Genomic DNA, 23,646 nt, shown 5'->3' with positions numbered 1-23,646 from the left:
GCCCAGCGTGGGCGCAGCGTCTGCGCGGATGATGGGCGGCATGGCCGCTACCCAGACCGAGGCGCGACTGCTCGTCGTCGAGGACGATCCGAACATCCTCGAACTGCTCTCCGCGAGTCTGCGCTTCGCGGGCTTCGACGTGGCCACCGCCACCAGCGGTAGCGCCGCGCTCAGCGCGGCCCGGGATCATCGCCCCGATCTCGTGGTGCTCGACGTGATGCTGCCGGATCTCGACGGGTTCGAGGTGATCCGGATGATGCGGGAGGGCGGCACGCGTACGCCGGTGGTGTTCCTCACCGCCCGGGACGCCACCGACGACAAGATCCGTGGGCTCACCCTCGGCGGCGACGACTACGTCACCAAGCCGTTCAGCCTGGAGGAGCTGACCGCCCGGATCCGGGCGGTGCTGCGCCGCACCAGCGCCGGCGAGCAGGCTCCCGCCCGGCTCACCTTCGCCGACCTGGAGCTGGACGAGGAGACCCACGAGGTGTATCGGGCCGGTCAGCGGGTGCAGCTCTCGCCGACCGAGTTCAAGCTGCTGCGCTACCTGATGCTCAACGCCAACCGGGTGCTGTCCAAGGCGCAGATCCTCGACCACGTGTGGAACTACGACTTCCGGGGCGACGACAACATCGTCGAGTCGTATATCTCGTACCTGCGGCGCAAGGTCGACACGACCGAGCCCCGGCTGATCCACACGCTGCGCGGCGTCGGCTACGTGCTGCGCAAGCCGGCGGCGTGAACGCGCTCCAGCAGGGCAAGCTCCGACTCCGCTCGGTCCCGCTGCGGGTCAAGCTCGTCGCGGCCGTCCTCGCCCTGGTCGCCGCCGCGCTGCTGGTGATCGCGTCGCTGACCACCTACTTCCTCCACAACTACCTGGTCGACCAGCTCGACACGGAGCTGAAGGGCTCGACGCTCAACATCGAGAGCGCCCTGATCACCGCCCAGCAGGGGCGGCTCGGCATTCCCACCGACTATCTCGTCGTGGTGACCAACCGCAGCACCGGCCTCGTCGAGGGGTACGGGTTCGACAGCCGGCGGTTCGCCGCCGCGGACCTGCCGCCCTGGCCCGACGACGCCGCGGGCTTCGAGGAGAAGGCCGGGGAACCGTTCACCACCCGGGCGCGGGGCAGCGAGGTGCGCTGGCGGATGCTCTACACCGAGCTGCCCAACGGGCAGTGGGCGGCGATCGGGCAGCACCTGACCGACGTGGACCGGGCCGTCAAGCGGCTGATCTGGATCGACCTGCTGGTCGGCGGGGCGGTGCTGATCCTGCTCGCCTCGATCGGCGCGGCGATCGTCCGGGCCAGCCTCAAGCCGCTGGTGGAGATCGAACGTACCGCCGCGGCCATCGCCGGTGGCGACCTCAGCCGACGGGTACCCGACCCGGAGGACGGCCAACCCTGTCCGACCTCGGAACTGGGCCGGCTCTCCCGGGCCCTCAACGCGATGCTCAGCCAGATCGAGATGGCTTTCACCGCCCGCGCGGCCTCGGAGTCGGCGGCCCGGTCCGCGGAGGCCGCCGCCCGGGAGGCCGCCGAGGGGGCCCGCGCCTCCGAGGCCCGCGCCCGCCGCTCCGAGGAGCGGATGCGGCAGTTCGTGGCGGACGCCTCGCACGAGCTGCGTACCCCGCTGACCACCATCCGGGGCTTCGCCGAGCTGTACCGCCAGGGCGCCGCCCGGGAGCCCGAGCGGACCTCCGACCTGCTGCGCCGGATCGAGGACGAGGCGGCCCGGATGGGGCTGCTGGTGGAGGACCTGCTCCTGCTGGCCCGGCTGGACCGCGAACGGCCGCTGTCACTCGCCCCGGTGGAGCTGCCGGTGCTGGCCGCGGACGCCGTGGCGGCGGCCCGGGCGACGGCACCGGACCGGCGCATCGAGCTGGAGATCGAGCCCGGTTCCGGCCCGTTGGTGGTACGCGGCGACGACGCCCGCCTGCGACAGGTGATCGGCAACCTGATGACCAACGCGGTGCGGCACACCCCGCCGGAGGCGGGGGTGACGTTGCGGCTGCGCGCCGAACCGGGCAACCTGGCGGTGATCGAGGTGGCCGACACCGGCCCGGGGCTCACCGGCGAGCAGGCGGAACGGGTCTTCGAACGCTTCTACCGGGCGGACGCCTCGCGTACCCGCCGGTCCGGCGGCACCACCGGCACCGGCCTCGGGCTGGCCATCGTCGCCGCGCTGGTGACGGTGCACCAGGGCACGGTCGAGGTGACCGGTACGCCGGGCGGGGGCGCCACCTTCCGGGTCCGCCTGCCGCTCGCCCCGGCCACCGACATCGAGCGTGAGTGATTTTCAGCCAATGCTCAGGCCAGCCCAAGCCGGAACGCAGAGCGATGGGAGAGGGTAGGAACATGACCGAGTACGAGTCCGACCCGCGCCGGCCGGCCCCCACCGACGCCGAGCCGTCGCCACCCGAGCTGTCCCGCGCCGAGTACCCGCGGTCCGACTCCCCGGCCGGCGCGCCCTCCGGCACCGACGCCACGGCCGAGTCGCCGACCGTCCCGGTCCGGGCCGTCGACCCGCCCTCCGGGGGCGCCAGCGGCCCGGACGAGCCGACCCTGCCCGCCCCGCCCGGCGTCGGCCCGCCCGCGACGGCGCAGCCGGTCTCCGGGCAGCCCGGCTGGGCGCCGGCCGGCGCTCACCAGCACCGGCCCCCGTACCAGCACCCGTACCAGCCCGGCCAGCCGAGCCATCCCGGCCACGCCGGCCCGGGCGTGCCCGGCGCGCGCTATCCCGGCGCGCCCTGGTATCCGAGCCAGCCCGGCTGGAGCGGCGCGCACCCCACCTCGCCCGGTGCCGGGCAGCCCGGCTACCCGGGGCAGGCCGGCGGAATGCCCGGCGGCTATCCGGGGCAGCCGGGGCCGTGGGCGCCCACCCCGTCCAGCGGGCCGCGTCCCGGCCGGATCGCCAAGCTGGCCGGCGCCGGCGTCGCGGTGTTCGCGCTGATGCTCGGCAGTGGTGTCGCCGGTGGGGCGCTCGCCCTCGCGCTGAGCGACGGCGGCGGGGTCACCCGCACCTACAACGCCGCCCCCGTGATCGACGGTGCCGACCTGCCGCGCATCGCCGCGTCGGTGCAGGACAGCGTCGTCTCCATCAGCACCGGCAGCGGTGAGGGCTCGGGTGTGGTGCTCAGCGCCGACGGCTACGTGCTGACCAACAACCACGTGGTCGCCGGGGGCGGTGACACCGTCCGGGTGATCTTCGCGAACGGCACCAGCGCCCAGGCCCAGGTCGTCGGCACCGACCCGAAGACCGACCTCGCGGTGCTGAAGGCGGACGGCGTGAGCGACCTCCAGCCGGCCACCTTCGGCGACAGCGACGCGATGCAGGTCGGCGACCAGGTGCTCGCGCTGGGCAGCCCGCTCGGCCTGCAGGGTTCGGTCACCGCGGGCATCCTCAGCGCCCGGGACCGCACCATCCAGGCCGGCGGCGGGCAGCAACTCCCCGGCCAGGCGGTCAGCTCGATCTCGGGGCTGTTGCAGACCGACGCCCCGATCAACCCCGGCAACTCCGGCGGGGCGCTGGTCAACACCCGGGGCGAGGTGATCGGCATCAACACCGCGATCGCCACCGCGGGGCAGGGCAACACCGGCAACATCGGGGTGGGCTTCGCCATCCCGAGCAACAAGGCGAAGGACGTCGCGGAGAAGCTCCAGCGCGGCGAGAAGATCAGCCACCCGTCGCTCGGGGTGAGCGTGAACGCCGCGCCCGACGGCGGTGCGCTGATCGGCGCGGTGACCCCGGGCAGCGCCGCCGAGCGGGCCGGGCTGCAACAGGGCGATGTGATCACCCGGTTCGGCGACAAGGTGATCAATGACTCCAGCGACCTGGTCGCCGCCGTGCAGGCGGGCAAGGTCGGCGATCAGGTCGAGGTGACGTACCAACGAAACGGGGCCGAGACGACGGCAACCGTGACGCTCGCCGAGGCGTCCTAACCGGCAAGAACCTGCTTCCTCCCTCCGGGGCGGCGGGCGGTACGGCCAAGGGGGTTGGCCGCGCCGTCCGCCGCCCCCTCCCGTCCCGGTCCGGGTTCACCCGGACCGGGTGAACCCGGCTCACCCCGCCGGCCGGCAGCCTCTCCGGTGAGACCTCGTGAGGCGTATGGGGGGTGCCATGACCACGGCTACCGCGGCCCGGACCGATGACCGGATCCAGCGCGACGTGCTCGACGAACTCGCCTGGGACGCGCAGGTGCGCGAGACCGACATCGGGGTGAGCGTGCACGACGGGGTGGTGACCCTCACCGGCAGCGTGGACGGCGCCGCCCACGGGTGGGCGGCGGTTCGCAGCGCCCAGCGGGTACGCGGGGTGCGGGCCGTCGCCGACGAGATCGAGGTACGTCCGCCTGGGCCGGTCGACATCACCGACGGCGACCTGGCGATCGCGGCCAGCCGGGCGCTGGAGTGGAACAGCTTCGTGCCGGCCGAGCGGCTGGATCTCACGGTCTCCGACGGCTGGTTGATGCTGCGCGGCGAGGTGGAGTTCGGCTGGCAGCGGCGTACCGCCGAGCGGGAGCTGCGCCGGCTGCGGGGCGTACGCGGCGTCACCAACCTGGTCGAGGTCCGGCCCGCCACCCGCCCGGACACCGACCGGATCCGCTGCGACGTGCAGCGTGCCCTGCTCCGGGGCATCGGCACCGAACGGGTGACCGTGCAGGTGCGGGACGACACGGTGACCCTGAGCGGGGTGGTGCGTTCCTGGTCGGAACGGGAGGAGGCGGAACGGGTCGCCTGGTCGGCCGAGGGCGTGTGCACGGTACGGGACGAGCTGGTGGTGGGCGACGGCTGAGCCGGCGGCCACTGTCCGGTTTGCCGGCGCGGGGACCGGGAAGGCACGTCGATCCCCGCCACATCGCAGCACGGATCGGGGCCGACGCCACCGGAGAGCGACGGGGGAGGGCACGTGGCCGACAACGTTGCGGGGGAGCAGCGGTTGCGGATCGCCATGTTGGTGCCGCCCTGGCTGTCGGTGCCGCCGCCGGGTTACGGCGGTCTGGAGCAGGTGGTGGCCGGCCTGGTCGACGCCCTGGTCGCCCGAGGTCACGCGGTGACGCTGATGGGTGCCGGCACGGACCACGGCACCGCCGCCGACTACCTCGCCACGCTCGACGAACTCCAGTACGACCGCCTCGGCGAGGCGCTGCCCGAACTGGCCCACCTGGCGCGGGTGAATCACCTGATCAGCCCGGCCGACTTCGACATCGTGCACGACCACACCACGATCGGTCCGCTGGTGGCGGGGCGGCGGACGGTGCCCACGGTGGCGACGGTGCACGGCAACCCGGTGGGCGAGTACGGCACGGTGCTCAGCAACACCGACCGGGGTGTCGGCCTGGTGGCGATCTCGCGTACCCAACGGGCGCTGAACCCCCACCTGCCCTGGGTCGGCACGGTGCACAACGCGATGGGACTCGACGACTTCCCGCGCAAGGACGTCCCCGGTCACGGGCCGGTGCTGTGGCTCGCCCGGTTCAGCCCCGACAAGGGGCCGGAGCTGGCCATCCGTGCCTGCCGGGCGGCCGGACTGCCGCTGGTGCTGGCCGGCAAGTGCAACGAGCCCGCCGAGCGGCGCTACTACGACGAGGTGATCCGGCCGATGCTCGGACCGGACGTCACGGTGGTGCTCGACGCCGACCGGGACGCCGTGCTGCGGCTGCTGGTCGAGGCGAGCTGCCTGATCATGCCGATCCAGTGGGAGGAACCGTTCGGCATCGTGATGCTGGAGGCGATGGCGACGGGGACCCCCGTGGTGGCGCTGAATCGGGGAGCGGTGCCGGAACTGGTCCGGCCCGGGGTGACCGGGCTGATCTGCGAGCGGCCGGAGGAGCTGCCGGCGGCGCTGCGTGCGGCGCCCGGCCTCGACCCGGCGGACTGCGTGGAGCACGTGGCGCGGACCTTCTCCACCGAGCGGATGGCCGCCGGCTACGAGGAGGTGTACCGCCGGTTCGTCGTCGCCGCGACCCCGCGGACGGCGGTGCGCGAACCGGCCCGGGTCACGCCGGCCTGACCGGGGCGCGGGTCAGACCTGTGCGGCACCGAGCGCGGAGATCGCCGCGTCCAGCTGTTGGGCGTACGCCGGGCTCAATCCGCCCTCGCGCAGCCGGACGGAGACCTTCTCGCGCAGCCGGGCGACGCCCGGTCCCAACTCGCTCTCGCCACCGGTCACCGCCCGGGTGAGGTTGCGCAGCTCGTTGCGCAGGTCGGTGCCGACGTCGTCGCGGATGCCGCCGTCGGTGAGCCCGGCGCCGATCACCGCTTCCAGCCGGTTCGCCGCCGCGACCAGGCTGTCCCCACCGGCAGGCGGGGTCGGTACGGCCGTCGCCGGCGGCGGCGTGGGTGACGCGCTCGGCGGCGGGACGGGTGGCCGCTCACTCGCGGTGCTTCCCGGGCGGGCCGGCCCGGGTGTCGCGGTCGGCCCGCCGGTGGGTAGCACGGCGGGCGGCTCGGTCGCGTCCGGCCAGAGGGCCGGTACCACGAGCGCGGCCGCGATCAGTACGGCCACGGTCGTGATGACGAGCACCGGGCGCGGCAGCCGCCGGCGCCGGCCACCGTCGGGACCGGGCGTCAGCACGGCGTCCCCACGTGCGGCGCCTCCCAGCCCACCCACGCCGCCGCCGGTCCCGCCCATGGCGCCGCCGGCTCCGGCCGTGGCGCCGTCGGTTCCGGCCGTGGCGCCGCCGGCTCCGTCTACGGTGCTGTCGGTCCCGGCCGTGGTGCCGCCGGCAGCAGCCGGGCCGAGGGCGGCGGCGAGGGTGGGTGCCAGTGCGGGGAGGGTGACGGTGGGGGCGAGCATCGTGCTCGCCTGCGGGTCGGCGGGCAGCATCTGGTCACGCAGCACGGTGGCCACCTGGCGGGCGGTGGGGCGGTCGGCCGGGTCACGCGACAGGCAGCGCAGGCAGATCTGGGCCACCGGCGACGGCAACCCCGGCACACCCGCGAGGGTGGGCGATGCGCCGTCGGCCAGTGCGGCGCTGAGTTCGTCCCAGGTGTCCGCCGGGTACGGCACCCGGCCGGTCAGCGTCTCGTGCAGCAGCACACCGAGCGAGTAGACGTCGGTGGCCGGCTGGGCCGGCGCGCCGTCGAGCCGCTCCGGTGCCACGTACGCGGGGGTGCCGAAGGTGGCGCCGTCCTCGTCCTCGTCGGGCGCGCCGATCCGGGTGGCGATGCCGAAGTCGAGCAGCTTCGCGCCGACCTGGGTCATCATCACGTTGGCCGTGGTGATGTCCCGATGCACGATGCCTAGCCGGTGCGCGGCGGCGAGCGCGTCGGCGACCTGGGCGCCGATCTCCACCGCCTGCGGCCACGGCAGCGGCCCCTCGGTGAGCCGGAACTCCAGTTCCTCACCGGAGAGCAGCTCCATCACCACGAAGGAGGTGATGGCGCCGTCCGGCGACACCGTCTCACCGTAGTCGTGCACCGAGGTGACGTTCGGGTGGACGAGCTGCGCGGCCGCCCGGGCCTCCTCGCGGACCATGTCGCGGAACCGGGCGTCGGCGGCAAGCGACGGGGCCAGCACCTTCAGCGCGACCATCCGGTCGAGCACCTCGTCGTGGGCCCGCCAGATGACCGACATGCCGCCCGCGCCGATCTGGTCGATCAGCCGGTACCGGGTGGCCAGCAACCGGCCGGGCTGCAGTGCTGGCTTCACGGATCGCACCTGCCTCATAGCTGGGAGCGGTATCAGGTTGCGTGAATGTTGCCGCCCTGTCAACGAGCTTCCGGAAGGCCGGAGGCCGGGCCGGGCGCTGCGCGTACCCGGCGGTCGGCGCGGGCGGTTGCCGCACGGCCCGCCGTGCGAGGAGTTCGTTGCGGCGCGGGCGTGCCAGGATGAACGGCATGGCACGGGGACCGGTGGCTTTCGTACTCGGGGGCGGCGGTGTCCTGGGCGCGGTCGAGGTGGGCATGTTGCGGGCCCTGTTCCGGGCCGGCATCCGGCCGGACATCGTGCTCGGCACGTCGATCGGCGCGGTCAACGGCGCCCTGGTCGCCGCCGACCCGTCCGAGGCGGTCACCAACCGGCTGGTGCGGCTCTGGGCCTCCCCGGAGGCCAGCGAGGTGTACGGCGACTCGGTGGCCCGGCAACTGCGCCGCTTCGCCGCCCGTACCCACCTGCACTCGCCCCGGCCGCTGCGCAAGCTGCTGGAGAGTGAGCTGGGCACGGAGACCACCTTCGCCGACCTGAAGATCCCGTTCCGCTGCTGCGCGGCGAACATCGAGCGGGCCGCCGAGCACTGGTTCGTCAGCGGGCCGGTGGTGCCGGCCGTGCTCGCGTCCGCCTCCGTGCCGGGGCTGTTGCCGCCGGCCCGGATCGGCGACCAGCACTACGTCGACGGCGGGATCGTCAACTCCATCCCGATCGGCGAGGCGGTCGCCGCCGGTGCCGGCCGGATCTTCGTACTCCAGGTGGGCCGGATCGAACGTGCCCTGGCCCCGCCCCGGCGGCCCTGGGAGATCGCCCAGGTCGCGTTCGAGATCGCCCGCCGGCACCGGTTCGCCCGGGAGATGGCCGCCCTGCCCGACGGGGTGGAGGTGCACGTGCTGCCGACCGGCGGGCTGGAGCCGCGCGACGACACCCCGTGGGCGTACCGGGACATGGCGGCGGTGGGCCGACGGATCAGCCGCGCGTACTCGGCCTCCCGGCACTACCTGGCGAACCTGGAGCGCTGATGCCCCTACCGCCGCGGTGGCTCCGCCGACTGGTGCTGGCGCCCGGCGTGGTGCTGCTGGCCACGCTGCTGGTGACCACCGTGCCGCTGTGGGCGTTGCTGGCCCTGGCGGTGTCCCCGTTCGTGCCGGGTCGGTTGCGCCCGCTGCGGCTGCTCTGGCTCGGCTGCTTCTACCTGGTCTGGGACGCGGCGGCGCTGCTCTGCCTCTTCGGGCTCTGGATCGCCTCCGGGTTCGGCTGGCGGGTCGGCTCGCCGACCTTCCAACGTGCCCACTACGTGCTGGCGGGCTGGTTCCTGCGGGTGCTGTTCTGGCAGGCGCGGTGGACGCTGCACCTGAGCATCGACGTGGTCGGTACCGACCCGGACACCGCCCTGCCCGGTCGGCCCGAGCTGGTGCTGTGCCGGCACGCCGGGCCGGGCGACTCGTTCATCCTGATCCACGCCCTGGTGAACTGGTTCCGGCGGGAGCCGCGGATCGTCCTCAAGGACACCCTCCAGTGGGATCCGGCGATCGACGTGCTGCTCAACCGGCTGCCGAGCCGGTTCATCGCGCCGGGCCGGGACGGTCGGGGCCCGCTCACCGACCAGGTCGGGCACCTCGCCACCGGCCTGGACGACGACGACGCCTTCGTGATCTTTCCCGAGGGCGGCAACTTCACCCCGAAGCGGCGGCTGCGGGCGATCGCCCGGCTGTGGGACCGTGGCCACGAGCGGATGGCGCTGAAGGCGGAGGCGATGCGGCACGTGCTCGCCCCGCAGCCCGGCGGGGTGTTGGCGGCGCTGGACGCGGCGCCGGACGCCGGGGTGATCTTCGTGGCCCACACCGGCCTGGACCGGATGCTCACCGTCGCCGACGTGTGGCGGGAACTGCCGATGGACAAGCGCCTCGTGATGCGTTTCTGGTCTGTGCCGCCGGAGGAGATCCCGGCCGACCGGCAGCAGCGCGTCGACTGGCTCTACGACTGGTGGAGTCGGATAGACGGGTGGATCGCGACCAATCACGACGACGCCACGTAGGGTGCGCACGTGGAGCAGATCAGCGTGGTGACGACGGTGGTCGACGCGCGTTCGGTCGCCGATCTGCTGGCCGCCGCCGCGGTGGCCGGGCGGCTCGCGGCCTGCGCTCAGGTGGGCGGCCAGGTGGAGAGCACGTACTGGTGGCGGTCGGGGGTGGAGACCAGCACCGAGTGGTCGGTGCAGTTCAAGACCGCGCCGGACCGGGTCGACGCGCTGCTGGATCAGCTGCGTGCCAGCCATCCGTACGAGGTGCCGGAGATCCTGGTCAGCCGGGTGGACTGCGGCCATCCCGGGTACGCCGCCTGGGTCTTCGAGCACACCCGACCCTGAGTACGCGCACTCTGGTGCCGGCGGTGCGCGACCGTCGAGGATGATCGCGTGGACAACGCCTACCCCTGCCCGGCCTGCGGTGCGCCGGCGAATCTCGGCTCCGGCTGCACCGGCTGCGGGCGCCCGCCGCATCCGGGCGCGGCGGAGGTGATCCGGCTCGACCGGGAGATCGTCACGCTGGGCGGCGAGGTGGAGCGGGCCCGAGCGGCGTACGAGGGGTTGGCCGGGCGGCTGGCGGTGCTCCGTCGGCGGCGGGGCGAGCTGGCCGCGTCCGTCCGGGCGGAGTTCCCGGCACCGGCCGTCGCCGGAGGGCCGGGGGCACCGGCCCTCGCTGCGGCCGGGCAGTCGGTTGCACCGGTGGCTGGGCAATCGGCCGCACCGGTGGCCGGGCCGTTGGCCGCACCGGTGGCCGTTTCCGGATGGCAACCGGTCGAGCCGGTGCCGGCCGCTCCGGGCGGGGCGGAGACCTCGACCCGTACCGTGCAGGGTCTGCTCTTCGTCCTCGGCGGGCTGCTGCTGGGCACGGCGGCCACGGTCTTCACGGCGGTGGCCTGGGCGTCGGTCGGGGTGGCCGGCCGGGCGCTGATCCTGCTCGCGTTCACCGCGCTGCTGCTGGCCGTGCCGCTCGTCGCGCGGTGGCGTGGGCTGCGCGGCACCGCCGAGACCTTCGCCGCCGTCGGGCTGCTGCTGGTGCTGCTCGACGGGTACGCGGCCTGGGCCGTGGACCTGTTCGGGGTGACCGCCTGGCCGGGCAGCCGGTACGCCGGGCTGGTCGCGGCGGTCGGCGCGGCGGTCGCGGTCGGTTACGCCCGGCTCAGCCGGCTGGCCGTGCCGTGGTTCGCCGCGCTGCTCGCCGGGCAGCCGGTGCTGCCGCTGCTCGCCGCCGAGGCCCGGCCGGAGCCGGCCGGTTGGGCGGTCGTCTTCGTCGGTGTGGCGCTGGTCGACCTGGCGGTGGTGGCCGCGCTGCGGCGCGGTCGCGGGGATGTCGCGGGCGAGGGGGCCGCGACGACTCCGGCGGTGCGGCTCGCCGGCCAGGCGGTGGCCTGGGTCGGCTTCGCCGGTGCGCTGCTGCTCGCCGCGGGCTGCGCGCTGGTGCCGCTGCTGGTCGGTCGGGCGGGCGGCGTGCCGCTGCTGGCCGGTGCGCCGATGCTGCTGGTGGCGCTGACCGTGCTCGGCGCGGCGCTGCTGGCCGGCGGGGGGCCGGCGCGGGCGGTGGCGGCCGGAGCGGTGGTACCGGTGCTGGCCGCTGCGGTGATCCGGCCGGCGGTGGAGCTGCGCGCCTCGGTGTGGCTGCTGGTGGCGGCGCTGGTGGCGGTGGCGCTGGCCGGTGCGGTGCGGTTGCTTCCGCCCGATTGGCGGGGCGGGCCGCGAGTCGGGGCGTTGCTGGTGGCCGGCGGCGGGGGGTCGCTGACGGCGCTGGCGGGGCTGCTGCTGGCCGGTGCCGCCGTGGGCCGGTCGTTGCCGCCGTGGCGCGGTGCCGACGCGGGGCCGGTGTTCGCCTGGGGGTGGCAACTGCCGGTGGCGGCGGCGCTGACCGCTGCGGCGGTGGCCTGGCTGCTGCCTCGGGCCACCCGGCCGGCGGTCGCGGCGGCCGGCCTGGCCGCCACCGCGCTCGCCGTGCCGGCGGCCTGGGCCGCGCCGTGGCCGGCCGTGGTCGCCGTCGACCTGGCGGTGGGGTCGGTGCTGCTGGCCGCAGCAGTGGCCCGCCCGGCGGTACGGGGGTCGACGGCGCTGATCGCGGCGCTGTCCGGTGCCGCGCTGCTCGGGCACGGGCTGCTGGTCGGGCTGGCCGGCCCGGCCGGCGCCGGCGCGGGCTGCGCGGTGATCCTGGCCGCCGGCCTCACGGTGGCGGTGGCCGGCCGGCATGGCGGGCCGGTGCAGCGCGGGGTGGCCGGCGGCGGACTGGTCGCGGCGGTGCTCGTGGTGCCGGCGGGGGCGGCGATCGCGCTGATCGGCGCCGGTGCACCGCCGTGGTGGCAGGCCCGCGCCGCGCTGGCCGCCGTCGCACTACCGGCCGTCGCGCTGCTCGCGCTGCGTCGACACTGGCCCGACCTGACCGGGTACGCCTCGACCGGGCTCGCCGTGGCCGCCGTGGTGACCGGTCTGGCGCCGCTGGCCGTACCGGCCGCCGAGCCGGTGACCGTCTACGCGGCGGTGGCGGCGCTGCTGACCGCGCTGGCCGGGTTCCGGGCCCGACCGTCGGCGGCGTTGCCGGTGGCCGGGCTGGGCCTGGCCGGCGTGGCGGTGCTGGCGGCCGTCCCGGTGGTCGTGACGGCCCTGATGACGCCGTACGGTCCGCCGGCCGCCCCGTGGTCCGGTGCCCCGGCGGCACCACCACTACCGGGCGCGCTGCCGGTCGGCGTGGCACTGGCGACGTTGGCGCTGGCGGCGGCGCTGGCCGCCTGGCCCGTCGCCCGGTCCGCGGGCACCGCGCCGAGCCCACTCGGCGACTCCGCCGGCCGGGATCGCTGGTGGCGGGCCGGCGGGTGGCGGGTGGTGGCGGCGGTGCTGCCGTTCGTGGGAGCCGCCGGTCCGGTGCTGCTGGTCGCCGCGGCCGCGCCCTGGCCGGTGGTGCCGGCGTCGGCGCTGCTCGGCGGCGTGGCCCTGCTGCTGGCCGGCGCACTGTTGACCTCGGGTACGGCGTTCGTCGGTGCCGCCGTGCCGGTCGGGTCGGTGTTGGCCGTTGCCGGGCTGCTCAACCTCCAGGCCACCCGGGCCGGCACCCTGGCCGGGCTGGGCCTGCTGGTGGTGGCCGCGACCGTCGCCGGGGTGGCCGCACGCCATCGGTTCGTACGCCTGGCCGGTTGGCTGGTCGCGGTCGTGGCGGCGACCGGGTTCGCGGTCGCCGCCCCGCTGGCCGGCGGGCTGCCGTTGCGGATGGCGGCGTTCGCCGTGCTCGGCGTGGCGGCCGTCGCCCTCACGCTCGCCGCGACACTGCCGGCCTCGGCGGTGCGTCGGGCGCTGGATGCTGCCGCGCAGGCGGTGGCGCTGCTCGCGCTGCTGCTCACCGTCGGTGCACCCCGGCACGCCGCGACGGTCTGCGTGCTCTGGGGCGCAGCGGTCGGGATGCGGCTGCTGCGTCGCGGCGAGTCGACCGGTCGGCGGTGGGTCTTCGCCGGCATCGCCGGTGGCAGTGAACTGCTTGCGGTCTGGCTGCTGCTGGTCTCCGGTGGGGTGGCGGTGCTGGAGGCGTACACCCTGCCGCTGGCGGCGGTGGCGCTCGCGGCGGGGTTGGTGGCGTTGCGTACCCGGCCGGGGTTGACCAGCTGGCTGGCGCTCGGCCCCGGCCTGGCGGCCGTGCTGCTGCCCAGCCTGGCCGCCGTGCTGTTCGGCCCCGACCCGCAGCCGTGGCGGCGGTTGCTGCTCGGCGCGGCCGCGCTCGCCGCGACGCTGCTCGGTGCGGTCCGGCGCTGGCAGGCGCCGGTGGTGCTCGGCGGGGTCACCCTGACCCTGCTCGCCCTGCACGAGCTGGTGCGGAGCTGGGATCTGCTGCCCCGGTGGGCCTACCTGGCCGCCGCCGGGTTGACCCTGATCGGCCTGGCGGCCACCTACGAACGCCGCCGCCGCGACCTCCACCGCCTCCGCTCCACCGTAAGCCGCATGACCTGAAGACCGATCCTGCTGGATCTTGGTACGAAACCGCCCCGTGCAGGGTGGTTCCGTACCAAGATCGCCCAGCGGTGGCCGGCGGGGGGACAGGTTAGGGTCTGGGCATGGCAGACGTGCTCACCGCCGGGGCGGTGCGAGAGGAGTTGGGTGGGCTGGCGGGCTGGTCGGGAGACCCCGCCGGGATCACCCGCACCGTGGAGCTGGCGAGTTTTCCGGACGCCATCGCGGTGGTCGACCGGGTCGCCGTGACGGCCGAGGAGCTGGACCATCACCCCGACATCGACATCCGGTGGCGGACGGTGACCTTCTGCTGCGTGACCCACTCGGCCGGCGGTGTCACGGTGCGTGATGTGGAGCTGGCCCGGCGGATCGACGAGATCGTGGAGAGTGCGCGATGAGGTTCGAGATCAGCAAGGTGCTGGACGCCATCGAGGGGCGCGTCTGCACCGACCCGCAGCTGGCCCGTGCGGTGCTCGACCTGGCCGAGGTCATCCGCTACCAGGATCTCGACGGCGGGCGTCCGGCCAGCTCGCTGCGCCTCGGCATGGTCATCGACGCGCTGGCCCGCAGCCTGGAGGAGGACAGCGTCCCGGTCTACGCGGTGGTGCACCGGGGGATGCTCTCCGACGCCGACCTCACCTCCAACGAGCGGATGGTGGTCCGCCGCTGGGCCGACGACGGCCTGGTCGAGGTGCTCGACAACCCGGGTGACCGGATGCTGGAGGTGGCCGACCTGCTCGGCCTGCCGGTGCTCAGCCGGGTCCGCTTCGACGGCCTGCGCGGGCGGTTCCCCTGGCTGGTGGAGCAGCCGGGCCGGGTCCTCGCCCCGGTGCCGGGTGCCGGCGGTCCCGTCTTCATCGCCCACGTCGGCGGTGGCCACACCCCGGTGGCCGGGCCGCCGTCGCCGGCCGGCGCCAAGCTGCTCGCCCGGGAGTGGCGGTGCCCGGAGTCGGGCTGCACCCTCTTCGGCGGTGCCGGGGGCGGCGGCGCCTTCGCCGACCTGGCCCGGGTGGACCGCGAGCCGACGGGTCAGCCGCCACCGGCGCTGCGCAAGGGCGTGCCGACCTGCCCCCGGCACGGCGCCCGACTGCGCGACGCCGGGCCCCGGCCCCGCAGCGAGGTCCTCGCGGTACGCGTCGGTGGCCTGATCCGCCGTCGCTTCGTCCTCACCGAGGAGCAGCCGGCGATGATCGGTCGGGCACCGGACGGCTCCGGTGGGATCATGCTCGGCCAGTGGCTCAACGACGAGGCCCGGCGGTGGATCAGCCGCAGCCACCTGCGGTTGGAGCTGCGGGGCGGCGATGTCGTCGCCACCGACGTCAGCACCAACGGCTCGGGCGTGCGTCCGGGCGGCTCGATGGCGGAGTCCGACCGCATCTCGTTGGCCCCGCAGCAGTCCCGGGTGCTCGGTACCGGTGACATGGTGGAGCTGTACCCGGGGGTCCAGGTCGGCCGCCCGAGCGAGTTCCCGGCGGGCGCGCCGTACAACCCGGACTCGGTGATGGCCGAGGCGCCGACCATGGCGATGCGCCTGCCGCGCTGAGGTCCCCCGCACGACGGCGGGCGCCGGGGCCGTGGTCCCGACGCCCGCCGAGGCGGTACGACTGCTCAGCCGGCCAGCACGGCGGCCACCTGCGCCACCGCGTGGTCGATCTCCGCTTCGGTGATCACCAGCGGCGGGGCGAGGCGGATGGTCGAGCCGTGCGTGTCCTTGGCCAGCACACCCCGCTCCATCAGCCGTTCGCAGGCCTCCCGGCCGCTCATCAGTGCCGGGTCGATGTCCAGGCCGACCCAGAGCCCTCGGCCGCGTACGGCGACCAGGCCCTTGCCGAGCAGCGCGCGGAGGCCGGCGTGCAGCCGCTCGCCCAGCTCGGCCGAGCGGCGCTGGAACTCGCCGGTCGCCAGCAGCCGGACCACCTCGGTCGCCACCGCGCAGGCGAGGGGGTTGCCGCCGAAGGTGGAGCCGTGCTGGCCCGGCTTGAGCACGCCGAGCACATCGGCGTCGGCGGCCACCGCGGAGACCGGCACGATGCCACCGCCGAGCGCCTTGCCCAGCAGGTACATGTCCGGCACGACGCCGTCCAGCTCGCAGGCGAAGGTGGTGCCGGTACGGCCCAGGCCGGACTGGATCTCGTCGGCGATGAAGAGCACGTTGCGCTCGGTGCAGAGCTGCCGTACGCCGGGCAGGTAGCCCTCCGGCGGCACCACCACGCCCTGCTCGCCCTGGATCGGCTCCAGCAGCACCGCGACGGTGTGCTCGTCGATCGCGGCGGTCAGCGCGGCCAGGTCGCCGTACGGGACGATCCGGAAGCCCGGCGTGTACGGCCCGAAGTCGGCCCGCGCGTCCTCGTCGGTGGAGAAGCTGACGATGGTGGTCGTACGCCCGTGGAAGTTGCCCTCCGCGACCACGATGTTGGCCTGCCCGGCCGGCACCCCCTTGACCTGGTAGCCCCACTTGCGGGCCACCTTGATGCCGGTCTCCACGGCCTCGGCGCCGGTGTTCATCGGCAGCACCAGGTCCTTGCCGCAGAGCGCCGCCAGTTCCCGGCAGAAGTCGGCGAACTGGTCGTGGATGAACGCCCGGCTGGTCAACGTCAACCTGTCCAGCTGGGCGTGCGCGGCGGCGATCAGCGTCGGGTGCCGGTGGCCGAAGTTCAGCGCCGAGTAGCCCGCGAGACAGTCGAGGTAGCGCCGGCCGTCCACGTCGGTCACCCAGGCGCCCTCGGCGGAGGAGATCACCACCGGCAGCGGGTGGTAGTTGTGCGCGGTGTGGCGCTCCGCGTCCTGCACCGCAGCGGGAGTCCGCAGCATGTCCTCGATCACTGGCTTGCCTTTCCCTGACGGAGTCGCAACGTGCAGCACTTCGGGCCACCGCCGGCCTTGCGCAGCTCGGACAGGTCGACACCGATGGTCTCGTAGCCCCGGTCGCGCAGCGTGGCGGCCAGGCCGGTGGCCTGCGCGGGCAGCACCACGTGCCGCCCGTCGCTGACCGCGTTGAGGCCGAGCACCTCGGCGTCGGCCATGGTGGCGTGCACCGCGTCGGGGAAGAGCCGGCGCAGCACGGCCTGGCTGCCGGGCGAGAACGCCTCCGGCAGGTACGCCACGGTCCGCTCGTCGAGCACGGTCAGCGCGGTGTCCAGGTGGTAGAAGCGCGGATCGACCAGCTGCATGGTGATCACCGGGTAGCCGAAGACCTCCTGGAGCTGGGCGTGCGAGGCATGTGCGGTGCGGAAGCCGGTCCCGGCGAGCAGGTGGTCACCGGCGAGCAGGATGTCGCCCTCGCCCTCGTTGACGTGCTTCGGGTCGTACATCTCGAAGCCGGCCGTCTCGAACCAGGCGCGGTAGGCGGGCGCCTCGTCGGCGCGCTGCGGATCCCGGAACTGCACGGCCATCGCCCGGCCGTCGATCACGGTGCCGCCGTTCGCGGCGAAGACCATGTCGGGCAGGCCCGGCAGCGGGGCGATCTCCTCGACGGTGTGGCCCAGGTCCAGGTAGACCTGGCGCAGCCCCTCCCACTGCCGGACGGCGAGGTCGGCGTCGACCGGAGCGGTCGGGTCCATCCACGGATTGATCGCGTAGTCGACGGCGAAGTACGTCGGCCGGCACATCAGGAAGCGCTGGCGGGTGGCGTCCATCGTCATTGTCCTGCTCCCAGGTTCGGGCGCGCCCGGCCACCGACGGCCCACGGGCTGGCGCCGTAGCCCAACGTTATGCGGGCCGAAGGAGCAGGATCCACCGCGAAGCCTTGCATATACCGGCTGATCGTTGCGTCTAGCGCCGTGCTGACGATGATTCGTTGCATCTCGCCCTGGGTCTTGCGGCTGAGACGTGCCCAGGGAGGCCCAGTCACTGGAGTGGCTGAGCCTCCTCGGCTCCTACCATCTCGCCCAACTGCAATCGCAATCGGTGATTCAGCCGCTCAAGGCCCTGAATCACGCGAGCGTCATACGATTCGATGCCGGCCAACTCACCGAAAGCGTCGAACGCCTCAGCCAAGTGACGCACTGGCTGAGCGTTGAGGCGGCCGAGCATCACCTCGGCCTGAGCCGACATCACGACTCGGAGAAGGGCAAAAAGCTCGCCCTTGGTCAGTCTGTCCATGACGCCACGTTCCCTTCGGCACCGACGAGCGCTTCCCGGTCATTGTGGCCAGGTCGGCTGTCGGGCAGGGTCGATGGGTGGCGGGTAGTGGGACATGCGTCAGGGGCGGCGGACCGCCGCCCCTGACGAAATGCGCCCGGCTGGTGAACCACCAGAACTGGTCGGGCTACGGCCGGTCGCTCACCGGCCGGGCGCCGATGCACCACCGGCGGGCCGGACAGTGCCCGCTACAGGCGATCGACAAACTGTGAGTCGAGCCACTCGCGGAAGCGGGCCACCAGGTCGCCGTCGGTGCTCGGCCAGTCGTACTGCCCGGTCATCGCCAGTACGCCGAGGACCACCGCGCCGAGACCGAAGGCGATGCCCAGCAGCGCGTCGGACTTGCCGGCGATGTGCCGGCGCCGGGTGGCGATCAGTCCGAGTACGGCGAGCACCGCCCCGGCCGCGCCCACCCCGATGCCGTACCCGGCGAGGATCCCTGTGAGCACAAACAGCACGCCGGCGACGCCGACGATCAGGCCGAGGGTGGCCAACATGCTGGCCCGGGGCCGCGGCCCGACCGGCGCGCGGGTCTCGTCCGGAGCCGGCACCCGGTCCCGGTCGAGGGTGGCGTCCCGGTCAGTGCGGTCCGGATCCGTGTGGTCCCGATCCGTGCGGTCCCGGTCGGTGTGGTCCCGATCCGTGCGGTGCCGGTCGGTGACGGTTGTGTCCCGGTCAACGTCCGGGTCGCGGTCGGCTTCCGGGTCGCGGTCGGTGATGCGGTCGCGGTCGCGCGTCGGGCGCGGGCCGGGCGCGACGGCAGCCCGAGCGGCGGCGCGCTCGGCGGCGGCCTGGTCGGTGGCGGCGCGCTCTGTGGTGGTCCGGTCGGTGGCACGCTCGGTGGCAGCCCGCTCGGCGGCGGCACGCTCGATATCGGTGCGCTCGGTCTCAGCCTGCTCGGCTGCCGGGCGCTCGTTGGCGGGGCGCTCGGTGGCCACTCGGCCGCTGGCGGTCCGCTCGTTGGCGGGGCGTCGGGTGGCCGTGGCGCCGGTCGTCGCCGCCCCGCCGCGCTGCGTGGCGGCGTCGTCGTCGGCACGTTCCTCTACTGTGGACCCCTCGGGGATACGGGTGTCGGTGGCGACCGTGCCGTCCCGGTCGGTGTCGTCGGCCGTCGACGCGGGCTGTTCCCGGCGCGACAGCGAAGGAAATCTCATAGCGTCACCTCCTGGTCGTGCGTGGATGCTTGACCACTCCCGTGCCGGCCCCACGCCTCAGTACCGGCGAGGTACCCACCCCCCACTCGTCTGACACCCCACCCCCGCCCGCCCTCCTCCGCGATCTTGCACTTTCTGTCGCCGCAAAGCGGAAGAAGAGAACCTTTCGCCGACCCAAACTGCAAGATCGGCGTGAGGGCGTGAGGGCGTGAGGGCGTGAGGGCGTGAGGGCGTGAGGGCGTGGCGGGATCCGCGTACCCGCCGACGCGGAGATCCGCACAACTTCCCTGTTGTTGCTGCCTCAACCTCGTGCTGAGGCAGCAACAACAGGGAAGTTGCGGGGATCATGAACGCGCGCCCGAGGGGGTCAGCACGGTCGGGGCGTGTGGCCGAGGGGTCAGCGCGGCCGGAGTGGGCAAGGGATCGGGGTGTGCGGCCGAGAGGGGCAGCCGGGCTGAGGGGCCAGCCCGGGCGGGGGCGGGCGTGTGGCTGAGGGGCCAGTCCGGGCGGGGGTGGGTGAGGGGCCGGGTGCGTGGCTGGGGGGCCAGCCTGGGCAGGGGTGGGTGAGGGGTCGGGGTGTGCGGCTGAGGGGTCAGCCCGGCCGGGCGTCGGGGAGGGGCCAGGGCGTGCGGCCGAGGGAGTCAGCGCGGTCGGGGTGTGGGTGAGGGAGCCCGGGGTGTGGGGGAGGGGTAGCCGGCGTGTGTCGGCCGTGCCGGTGGTTCGGGCGGGCTGTCGGGCCATCACCTCGTTCTCGTCCATCCGACGGACCTTCAACCGCCAGTCGGCGCCTTACCGCTGGGCGGGGCCTTACCGCTGGATGGCGCCTTGCCGCTGGGTGGCGCCTTGCCGTCGGGTGGGGGTGAGTTGTGGTGGGCGGTAGGGAAGGGGGCGGGGTGCGGCGCGTACCAGCGTGATGCCTGCGCGCTGGACGAACAGTGACCGGCGGGCGACCGCTTGGCCCTGGCTGTCGAGTTGGTATCCGTCGAGCCAGACCCAGCCGTCGTAGGTGGTCCAGTCCAGCTCGCGGATCAACCGGAACAGGATCGGCCGGCGGAACTGCACGCTGGCGGCCTGGCCCAGGCGCAGCAGGTCGCCGGCGCCGAGTTGGCTCACCGCAGCCAGCCCAGGAATCGGCGGTGCAGGGTGCCGGCGGTGGACCAGCCCAGGTCCTGGCTGGCGGAGACGAGGCAGGATCCCATGTAGAGCGCCAGGGACACGGGTGCCTGGTCGTACTCGGCGCGCAGCTCGATCCGGCGTCGGGCGCAGGGCCAGGGCCGGCCACATCCGGCACAGTTCCAGGTGGGCAGCACCGGCCCGTGCGCGGTCACCGCCCCGCCCCGGTTCGGCGACGCCTCGGGTGACCGGCCTGCCGGCGCAGAGGACGATGGTGCCGCTTCGGGGCCTCGCTCCATCGACTGGCCTGCCGGGGGAGAGGGCGATGGCGTCGCTCGGGTGACCGGCCTGCCGGCGGGGAGGACGATGGTGCGGCTTCGGGGCCTCGTTCCATTGCCTGCATGGGAATCCTCTTTCACGGAACGGAACCATCCGGTCGGAATTCCGGCGGCCACAGGGACGCCATTTCCGACCCATTCCGCCCGGGGAAGACAGTTCACAGCATGCGGTGGTCCGGACACCTTGCGCAATGCAGCCGCACCTCAATACCCTTATCCCGAAATAGCGCGCGATGAATGCACGAGGAATCTGCGCGGGAGGAGTTGCCCGATGTTGCAGGAGGAGTGCGGTGATGTTGCATGACGGATGAAACAAGCGGTTCGACCGTGCCGCGACGTCAGCTCGGGCGGCTGCTCACGCAGCTACGTGAGGACGCCTCGGTCACGCTCGACGCGGCGGCGGAGGCGCTGGACTGCTCGCGGCAGAAGGTCTGGCGTATCGAGAAGGGGCTGGTGCCGGTCCGGGTGGTCGACGCCCGCGTCATGTGCGATCTTTACCGGGTTCCGGGGGACATGAAGGAGATCGTCGCCGGGCTCGCGAAAGAGACTCGGGCAAAGGGCTGGTGGCACTCGTACGGTGATGTGGTTCCTTCGTGGTTCTCGCTCTATGTCGGCCTGGAATCGTCTGCCTCCCTGATTCGTCGATACGACTCCGAGTTGATCCCGGGCCTGCTCCAGACCCGCGAGTACGCCACCGAGCTGTTCTGCCGCAAGAACCCGACCATGACCGGTGAGGAGCGGGAGAAGCTGGTGGCGGTGCGCCTGCAACGGCAGAACATCCTCGTCCGCCGGCTGCCCAGCGCACCCACCCTCAGGGTGGTGCTCAGCGAGGCCGTGCTGCGCCGCACCATTCCCGACCGGCGGGCGATGGCCGAGCAGTTGCGGCACCTGCTCGACGTGGCCGCGCTGCCGAACGTCTCCCTGCGGGTGCTGCCGCTGGCCGCCGGCCCGCCGCTGGCCAGCGAGACCGGCACCTTCGTGCTGCTGGGCTTCCCGCAGGCGTTCGGCCGGGCGTCGACCGAGCCGACCACCGTCTACCTGGAGAACATCACCGGCGCGCTCTACCTCGACCGACCGGCCGAGGTCGCCGCCTACGAGCACGTCTGGAACGACCTGGAAGCGCTCGCCCTGAGTGAGGCAGAATCGGAGAAACTGATCCAGACGATCATCGAGGAGCATCATGTCTGATCTTGCCGGTGCCGTCTGGCGCAAGAGCACCCGCAGCGGCGGGAGCGGCGGCGACTGCGTCGAGGTGGCCGCCAATCTGCCCGGCGTGGTGGCCGTCCGCGACAGCAAGGACCCGCGCGGCCCGGTGCTCACCGTCACCCCGGCCGGCTGGGCGGCGTTCGTGGGCGAGGTGCGGCGCGGCCTGCGCTGAGTGAGCCGGGCACCGGTCGGCGTCGGGGCCCCCTCCTTCCCGCCGCACCCGATGGCTACCCTTGGTGCCCGTGCCAGAGGGACACACCATCCACCGCCTGGCGGCCCGGCACGCGGAGCTGTTCGCCGGGGGCAAGGTGCTCGCCGCCAGCCCGCAGGGCCGCTTCACCGAAGGCGCCGCCCGCCTCTCCGGCACCGTGCTGGAAACCACCGAGGCGTACGGCAAGCACCTGCTGCACCATTACTCGGGTGAGCTGATCCTGCATGTCCACCTCGGCCTGTACGGGAAGTTCGCCGACGGCCACGGCGAGCCCCCGGAGCCGGTGGGGCAGATCCGGCTGCGGCTGACCAGCGACGGTCCCACGTCGGAGCATGGCGGCAGACCCACCGAGCCGTCGGACGACCGGCGCTGGCTCGACCTGCGCGGGCCGACCGCCTGCGAACTGCTCACCCCGCCCGAGGTGGCGGCGTTGCGCGCCCGCCTCGGCCCCGACCCGCTGCGCGCCGACGCCGACCCGGAGCGGGCGTACGCCCGGATCTCCCGCAGCTCGACGGCGCTGGCGGCGTTGCTGCTCGACCAGTCGGTGGTGGCCGGCACGGGTTTGATCTTCGTGACCGAAGCCCTGTTCCGCGCCGGGCTGTCGCCGATCCTGCCCGGCCGGGCGCTGACCCGGGCCGGCTGGGAGGTGCTCTGGGCCGACCTGGTCGAGCTGATGACGCTCGCCGTGGCCACCGGCCGGATCGACACCGTCCGCGCCGCGCACCTGCCGGCGGCGATGGGCCGTCCGGCCCGCGTCGACCGGCATGGGGGCGAGGTGTACGTCTACCGCCGCCCCGGCCAGCCGTGCCACGTCTGCGCCACCCCGATCGCCCGAGGCACCATCACCGCCCGCAACCTCTACTGGTGCCCCACCTGCCAGGTGTAAGCAGGGGCCTGGATAGCAGGGGACTTCGGCTAACACCTCAATCGAGCAGCCAGCGGACTACGTCGAGGTGGCTGGTGTAGACGTGGTCAGGGGCGATGCTCCAGGCCATCGTCTGACCGATCGTCCAGCCGCGTACCCGGTCGCGGTCCAGTCCCAGCTCGCCGCTGAGGCGATCCAGCCGGCGGCGGACCGCCGCCGGAGAGTGGCCCAGCTCGGTGCCGCGCACCATCGGCACCACCGAGAACTCCCGCTCGCCGACCAGCGGCTTAGGGTCGATCACCAGCCACGGCTCGCGTTCGGCGCGCAGCACGTTGGCGGCGTGCAGGTCCTGGTTGACCAGCACCTGCTCGCCCTGGCTGCCGGCCAGCCCGGTGAGCAGGTCGAGTGCCGCGTCGACCAGTCGCCGCTCGAACGGACGGCCGGCCCGCTCCCACGCGACCGGCAGCCGGACCGTCCAGCCCGCCACCTCCTCGGCCAACGACGTGAACGGCCACCCGATCGCCCGCTCCACCCCGCCAGCGGCCGGGCCGGGAGGTGTCCAGAGGCGGGGGAGCAGTGCCACCACCACGTCGAGCGCGTCGTCCAGGGGTAGCGTGCGCAGCGGCGTACCGGGGTCGCAGCGTTCCACCAGCAGCGCCCGGAGGTCGGGGTCGTGGGCGAGCAGCCGGACGGCGCCGTCGCCGTCCCAGCACCGCAGGGCGGTCGCCTCGTGCTCGCTCTCCGGGTCGGGGAACTGCACCTTGAGCACCGCCCGGGTGCCGTCCAGCAGGTCGGCCGGCACCACCAGTGAGGTCATGCCGTACCCGAAGGGTGGCCCGACGCACAGCGACCAGCGTTGGGCGCACGTCGCCACGCGATCCGGTAGCTCGGCCAACCACTGCGGGCCGCCCGCCATGCCACGCAGCCAGGTCAGTTCCTCGGGGATCCGCAGCTCGCCGGTCACCGGCTCATGGTGGCCGAGCCCGACCCGC

The 23,646-nt window shown here is 74.0% G+C and carries 22 protein-coding genes; 14 read left to right on the top strand and 8 right to left on the bottom strand.

Features of this window, described 5'->3' with window-relative positions; genetic code table 11:
- Positions 1-40: 40 nt before the first annotated feature.
- The 5 genes from O7615_RS07710 to O7615_RS07690 all read left to right on the top strand — a co-directional run bounded on the left by O7615_RS07710 (position 41) and on the right by O7615_RS07690 (position 6,012).
- A complete protein-coding gene (locus O7615_RS07710; protein WP_278176667.1) occupies positions 41-742 on the top strand; it encodes a response regulator transcription factor in 702 nt (233 codons plus the stop codon).
- Positions 739-2,295, top strand: coding sequence for a HAMP domain-containing sensor histidine kinase (locus O7615_RS07705; RefSeq protein WP_278176666.1), 1,557 nt, complete (start codon positions 739-741; stop codon positions 2,293-2,295). Before O7615_RS07710 ends, O7615_RS07705 begins: the two co-directional genes overlap by 4 nt.
- 62 nt (positions 2,296-2,357) lie before the next feature.
- Positions 2,358-3,941 carry a trypsin-like peptidase domain-containing protein gene (locus tag O7615_RS07700; protein ID WP_278176665.1) on the top strand — a complete coding sequence of 528 codons (1,584 nt, stop codon included), beginning with the start codon at positions 2,358-2,360 and terminating at the stop codon, positions 3,939-3,941.
- 178 nt (positions 3,942-4,119) lie between these two features.
- Positions 4,120-4,794 (top strand): BON domain-containing protein, encoded by a 675-nt coding sequence (locus tag O7615_RS07695; protein ID WP_278176664.1) that lies wholly within the window; start codon positions 4,120-4,122, stop codon positions 4,792-4,794.
- Positions 4,795-4,950: 156 nt separating this feature from the next.
- Positions 4,951-6,012 (top strand): glycosyltransferase family 4 protein, encoded by a 1,062-nt coding sequence (locus O7615_RS07690; protein ID WP_278182008.1) that lies wholly within the window; start codon positions 4,951-4,953, stop codon positions 6,010-6,012.
- 12 nt (positions 6,013-6,024) lie between these two features.
- On the opposite strand, the gene O7615_RS07685 is transcribed toward O7615_RS07690, so the two are convergent.
- Positions 6,025-7,653, bottom strand: a complete 1,629-nt coding sequence (locus tag O7615_RS07685) for a serine/threonine-protein kinase (protein WP_278176663.1) — start codon at positions 7,651-7,653, stop codon at positions 6,025-6,027.
- 188 nt (positions 7,654-7,841) lie between these two features.
- Here O7615_RS07685 and O7615_RS07680 point away from each other — a divergent pair, with 188 nt between their 5' ends.
- The 6 genes from O7615_RS07680 (at position 7,842) to O7615_RS07655 (ending at position 15,170) form a co-directional block, all read left to right on the top strand.
- The gene (locus O7615_RS07680; protein ID WP_278176661.1) at positions 7,842-8,672 is read left to right on the top strand and encodes a patatin-like phospholipase family protein; all 831 of its coding nucleotides are present in this window, start codon (positions 7,842-7,844) and stop codon (positions 8,670-8,672) included.
- Positions 8,672-9,688 carry a 1-acyl-sn-glycerol-3-phosphate acyltransferase gene (locus O7615_RS07675; RefSeq protein ID WP_278176660.1) on the top strand — a complete coding sequence of 339 codons (1,017 nt, stop codon included), beginning with the start codon at positions 8,672-8,674 and terminating at the stop codon, positions 9,686-9,688. The genes O7615_RS07680 and O7615_RS07675 overlap by 1 nt, the downstream gene beginning before the upstream one ends.
- 9 nt (positions 9,689-9,697) lie before the next feature.
- Positions 9,698-10,018 (top strand): divalent-cation tolerance protein CutA, encoded by a 321-nt coding sequence (gene cutA, locus O7615_RS07670; RefSeq protein WP_278176659.1) that lies wholly within the window; start codon positions 9,698-9,700, stop codon positions 10,016-10,018.
- Positions 10,019-10,066: 48 nt separating this feature from the next.
- Entirely contained in the window at positions 10,067-13,627 is a 3,561-nt protein-coding gene (locus tag O7615_RS07665) for a hypothetical protein (RefSeq protein WP_278176658.1), read from the top strand.
- Positions 13,628-13,731: 104 nt separating this feature from the next.
- On the top strand, positions 13,732-14,025 hold the full coding sequence (locus tag O7615_RS07660) for a 4a-hydroxytetrahydrobiopterin dehydratase (protein WP_278176657.1): 294 nt from the start codon (positions 13,732-13,734) through the stop codon (positions 14,023-14,025).
- The gene (locus O7615_RS07655; RefSeq protein ID WP_278176655.1) at positions 14,022-15,170 is read left to right on the top strand and encodes an FHA domain-containing protein; all 1,149 of its coding nucleotides are present in this window, start codon (positions 14,022-14,024) and stop codon (positions 15,168-15,170) included. Before O7615_RS07660 ends, O7615_RS07655 begins: the two co-directional genes overlap by 4 nt.
- A gap of 65 nt (positions 15,171-15,235) precedes the next feature.
- Here the strand turns inward: O7615_RS07655 and rocD are convergent, their stop codons facing one another.
- From rocD to O7615_RS07625, 6 genes are all read right to left on the bottom strand, one after another.
- A complete protein-coding gene (gene rocD / locus O7615_RS07650) occupies positions 15,236-16,450 on the bottom strand; it encodes an ornithine--oxo-acid transaminase (RefSeq protein WP_278176654.1) in 1,215 nt (404 codons plus the stop codon).
- Positions 16,447-17,262, bottom strand: coding sequence for a dimethylargininase (gene ddaH, locus O7615_RS07645; protein ID WP_278182007.1), 816 nt, complete (start codon positions 17,260-17,262; stop codon positions 16,447-16,449). The genes rocD and ddaH overlap by 4 nt, the downstream gene beginning before the upstream one ends.
- A gap of 211 nt (positions 17,263-17,473) precedes the next feature.
- Positions 17,474-17,728, bottom strand: a complete 255-nt coding sequence (locus O7615_RS07640) for a hypothetical protein (protein ID WP_278176652.1) — start codon at positions 17,726-17,728, stop codon at positions 17,474-17,476.
- Between the two features lie 227 nt (positions 17,729-17,955).
- A complete protein-coding gene (locus O7615_RS07635) occupies positions 17,956-18,921 on the bottom strand; it encodes a thrombospondin (RefSeq protein WP_278176651.1) in 966 nt (321 codons plus the stop codon).
- A gap of 807 nt (positions 18,922-19,728) precedes the next feature.
- Positions 19,729-20,034 (bottom strand): hypothetical protein, encoded by a 306-nt coding sequence (locus tag O7615_RS07630; RefSeq protein WP_278176650.1) that lies wholly within the window; start codon positions 20,032-20,034, stop codon positions 19,729-19,731.
- Positions 20,031-20,249, bottom strand: coding sequence for a hypothetical protein (locus tag O7615_RS07625; protein ID WP_278176649.1), 219 nt, complete (start codon positions 20,247-20,249; stop codon positions 20,031-20,033). The genes O7615_RS07630 and O7615_RS07625 overlap by 4 nt, the downstream gene beginning before the upstream one ends.
- Positions 20,250-20,672: 423 nt before the next feature.
- Here O7615_RS07625 and O7615_RS07620 point away from each other — a divergent pair, with 423 nt between their 5' ends.
- The 3 genes from O7615_RS07620 (at position 20,673) to O7615_RS07610 (ending at position 22,675) form a co-directional block, all read left to right on the top strand.
- A complete protein-coding gene (locus tag O7615_RS07620) occupies positions 20,673-21,560 on the top strand; it encodes a helix-turn-helix transcriptional regulator (protein ID WP_278176648.1) in 888 nt (295 codons plus the stop codon).
- Complete coding sequence (locus O7615_RS07615) at positions 21,553-21,750, top strand: DUF397 domain-containing protein (protein WP_278176647.1); 198 nt, start codon at positions 21,553-21,555, stop codon at positions 21,748-21,750. Before O7615_RS07620 ends, O7615_RS07615 begins: the two co-directional genes overlap by 8 nt.
- 70 nt (positions 21,751-21,820) lie before the next feature.
- The gene (locus O7615_RS07610) at positions 21,821-22,675 is read left to right on the top strand and encodes a DNA-formamidopyrimidine glycosylase family protein (RefSeq protein WP_278176646.1); all 855 of its coding nucleotides are present in this window, start codon (positions 21,821-21,823) and stop codon (positions 22,673-22,675) included.
- 37 nt (positions 22,676-22,712) lie between these two features.
- On the opposite strand, the gene O7615_RS07605 is transcribed toward O7615_RS07610, so the two are convergent.
- Complete coding sequence (locus O7615_RS07605; protein WP_278176645.1) at positions 22,713-23,618, bottom strand: aminoglycoside phosphotransferase family protein; 906 nt, start codon at positions 23,616-23,618, stop codon at positions 22,713-22,715.
- Positions 23,619-23,646 lie beyond the last annotated feature (28 nt).

The sequence above is a fragment of the Micromonospora sp. WMMD1082 genome (assembly GCF_029626175.1).
Classification (GTDB): domain Bacteria; phylum Actinomycetota; class Actinomycetes; order Mycobacteriales; family Micromonosporaceae; genus Micromonospora.
The sequence above is the reverse complement of the archived record's forward strand: the minus strand, read 5'-3'. Positions and strand labels throughout refer to the sequence as shown.

Coding starts and splice junctions, on each gene's coding strand:
- O7615_RS07675 (WP_278176660.1), top strand. CDS start 8,672: ATGCCCCTACCGCCGCGGTGGCTCCGCCGACTGGTGCTGGCGCCCGGC.
- O7615_RS07680 (WP_278176661.1), top strand. CDS start 7,842: ATGGCACGGGGACCGGTGGCTTTCGTACTCGGGGGCGGCGGTGTCCTG.
- O7615_RS07640 (WP_278176652.1), bottom strand. CDS start 17,728: ATGGACAGACTGACCAAGGGCGAGCTTTTTGCCCTTCTCCGAGTCGTG.
- O7615_RS07710 (WP_278176667.1), top strand. CDS start 41: ATGGCCGCTACCCAGACCGAGGCGCGACTGCTCGTCGTCGAGGACGAT.
- O7615_RS07690 (WP_278182008.1), top strand. CDS start 4,951: ATGTTGGTGCCGCCCTGGCTGTCGGTGCCGCCGCCGGGTTACGGCGGT.
- O7615_RS07620 (WP_278176648.1), top strand. CDS start 20,673: ATGACGGATGAAACAAGCGGTTCGACCGTGCCGCGACGTCAGCTCGGG.
- O7615_RS07635 (WP_278176651.1), bottom strand. CDS start 18,921: ATGAGATTTCCTTCGCTGTCGCGCCGGGAACAGCCCGCGTCGACGGCC.
- O7615_RS07700 (WP_278176665.1), top strand. CDS start 2,358: ATGACCGAGTACGAGTCCGACCCGCGCCGGCCGGCCCCCACCGACGCC.
- ddaH (WP_278182007.1), bottom strand. CDS start 17,262: ATGGACGCCACCCGCCAGCGCTTCCTGATGTGCCGGCCGACGTACTTC.
- O7615_RS07695 (WP_278176664.1), top strand. CDS start 4,120: ATGACCACGGCTACCGCGGCCCGGACCGATGACCGGATCCAGCGCGAC.
- O7615_RS07615 (WP_278176647.1), top strand. CDS start 21,553: ATGTCTGATCTTGCCGGTGCCGTCTGGCGCAAGAGCACCCGCAGCGGC.
- O7615_RS07655 (WP_278176655.1), top strand. CDS start 14,022: ATGAGGTTCGAGATCAGCAAGGTGCTGGACGCCATCGAGGGGCGCGTC.
- O7615_RS07660 (WP_278176657.1), top strand. CDS start 13,732: ATGGCAGACGTGCTCACCGCCGGGGCGGTGCGAGAGGAGTTGGGTGGG.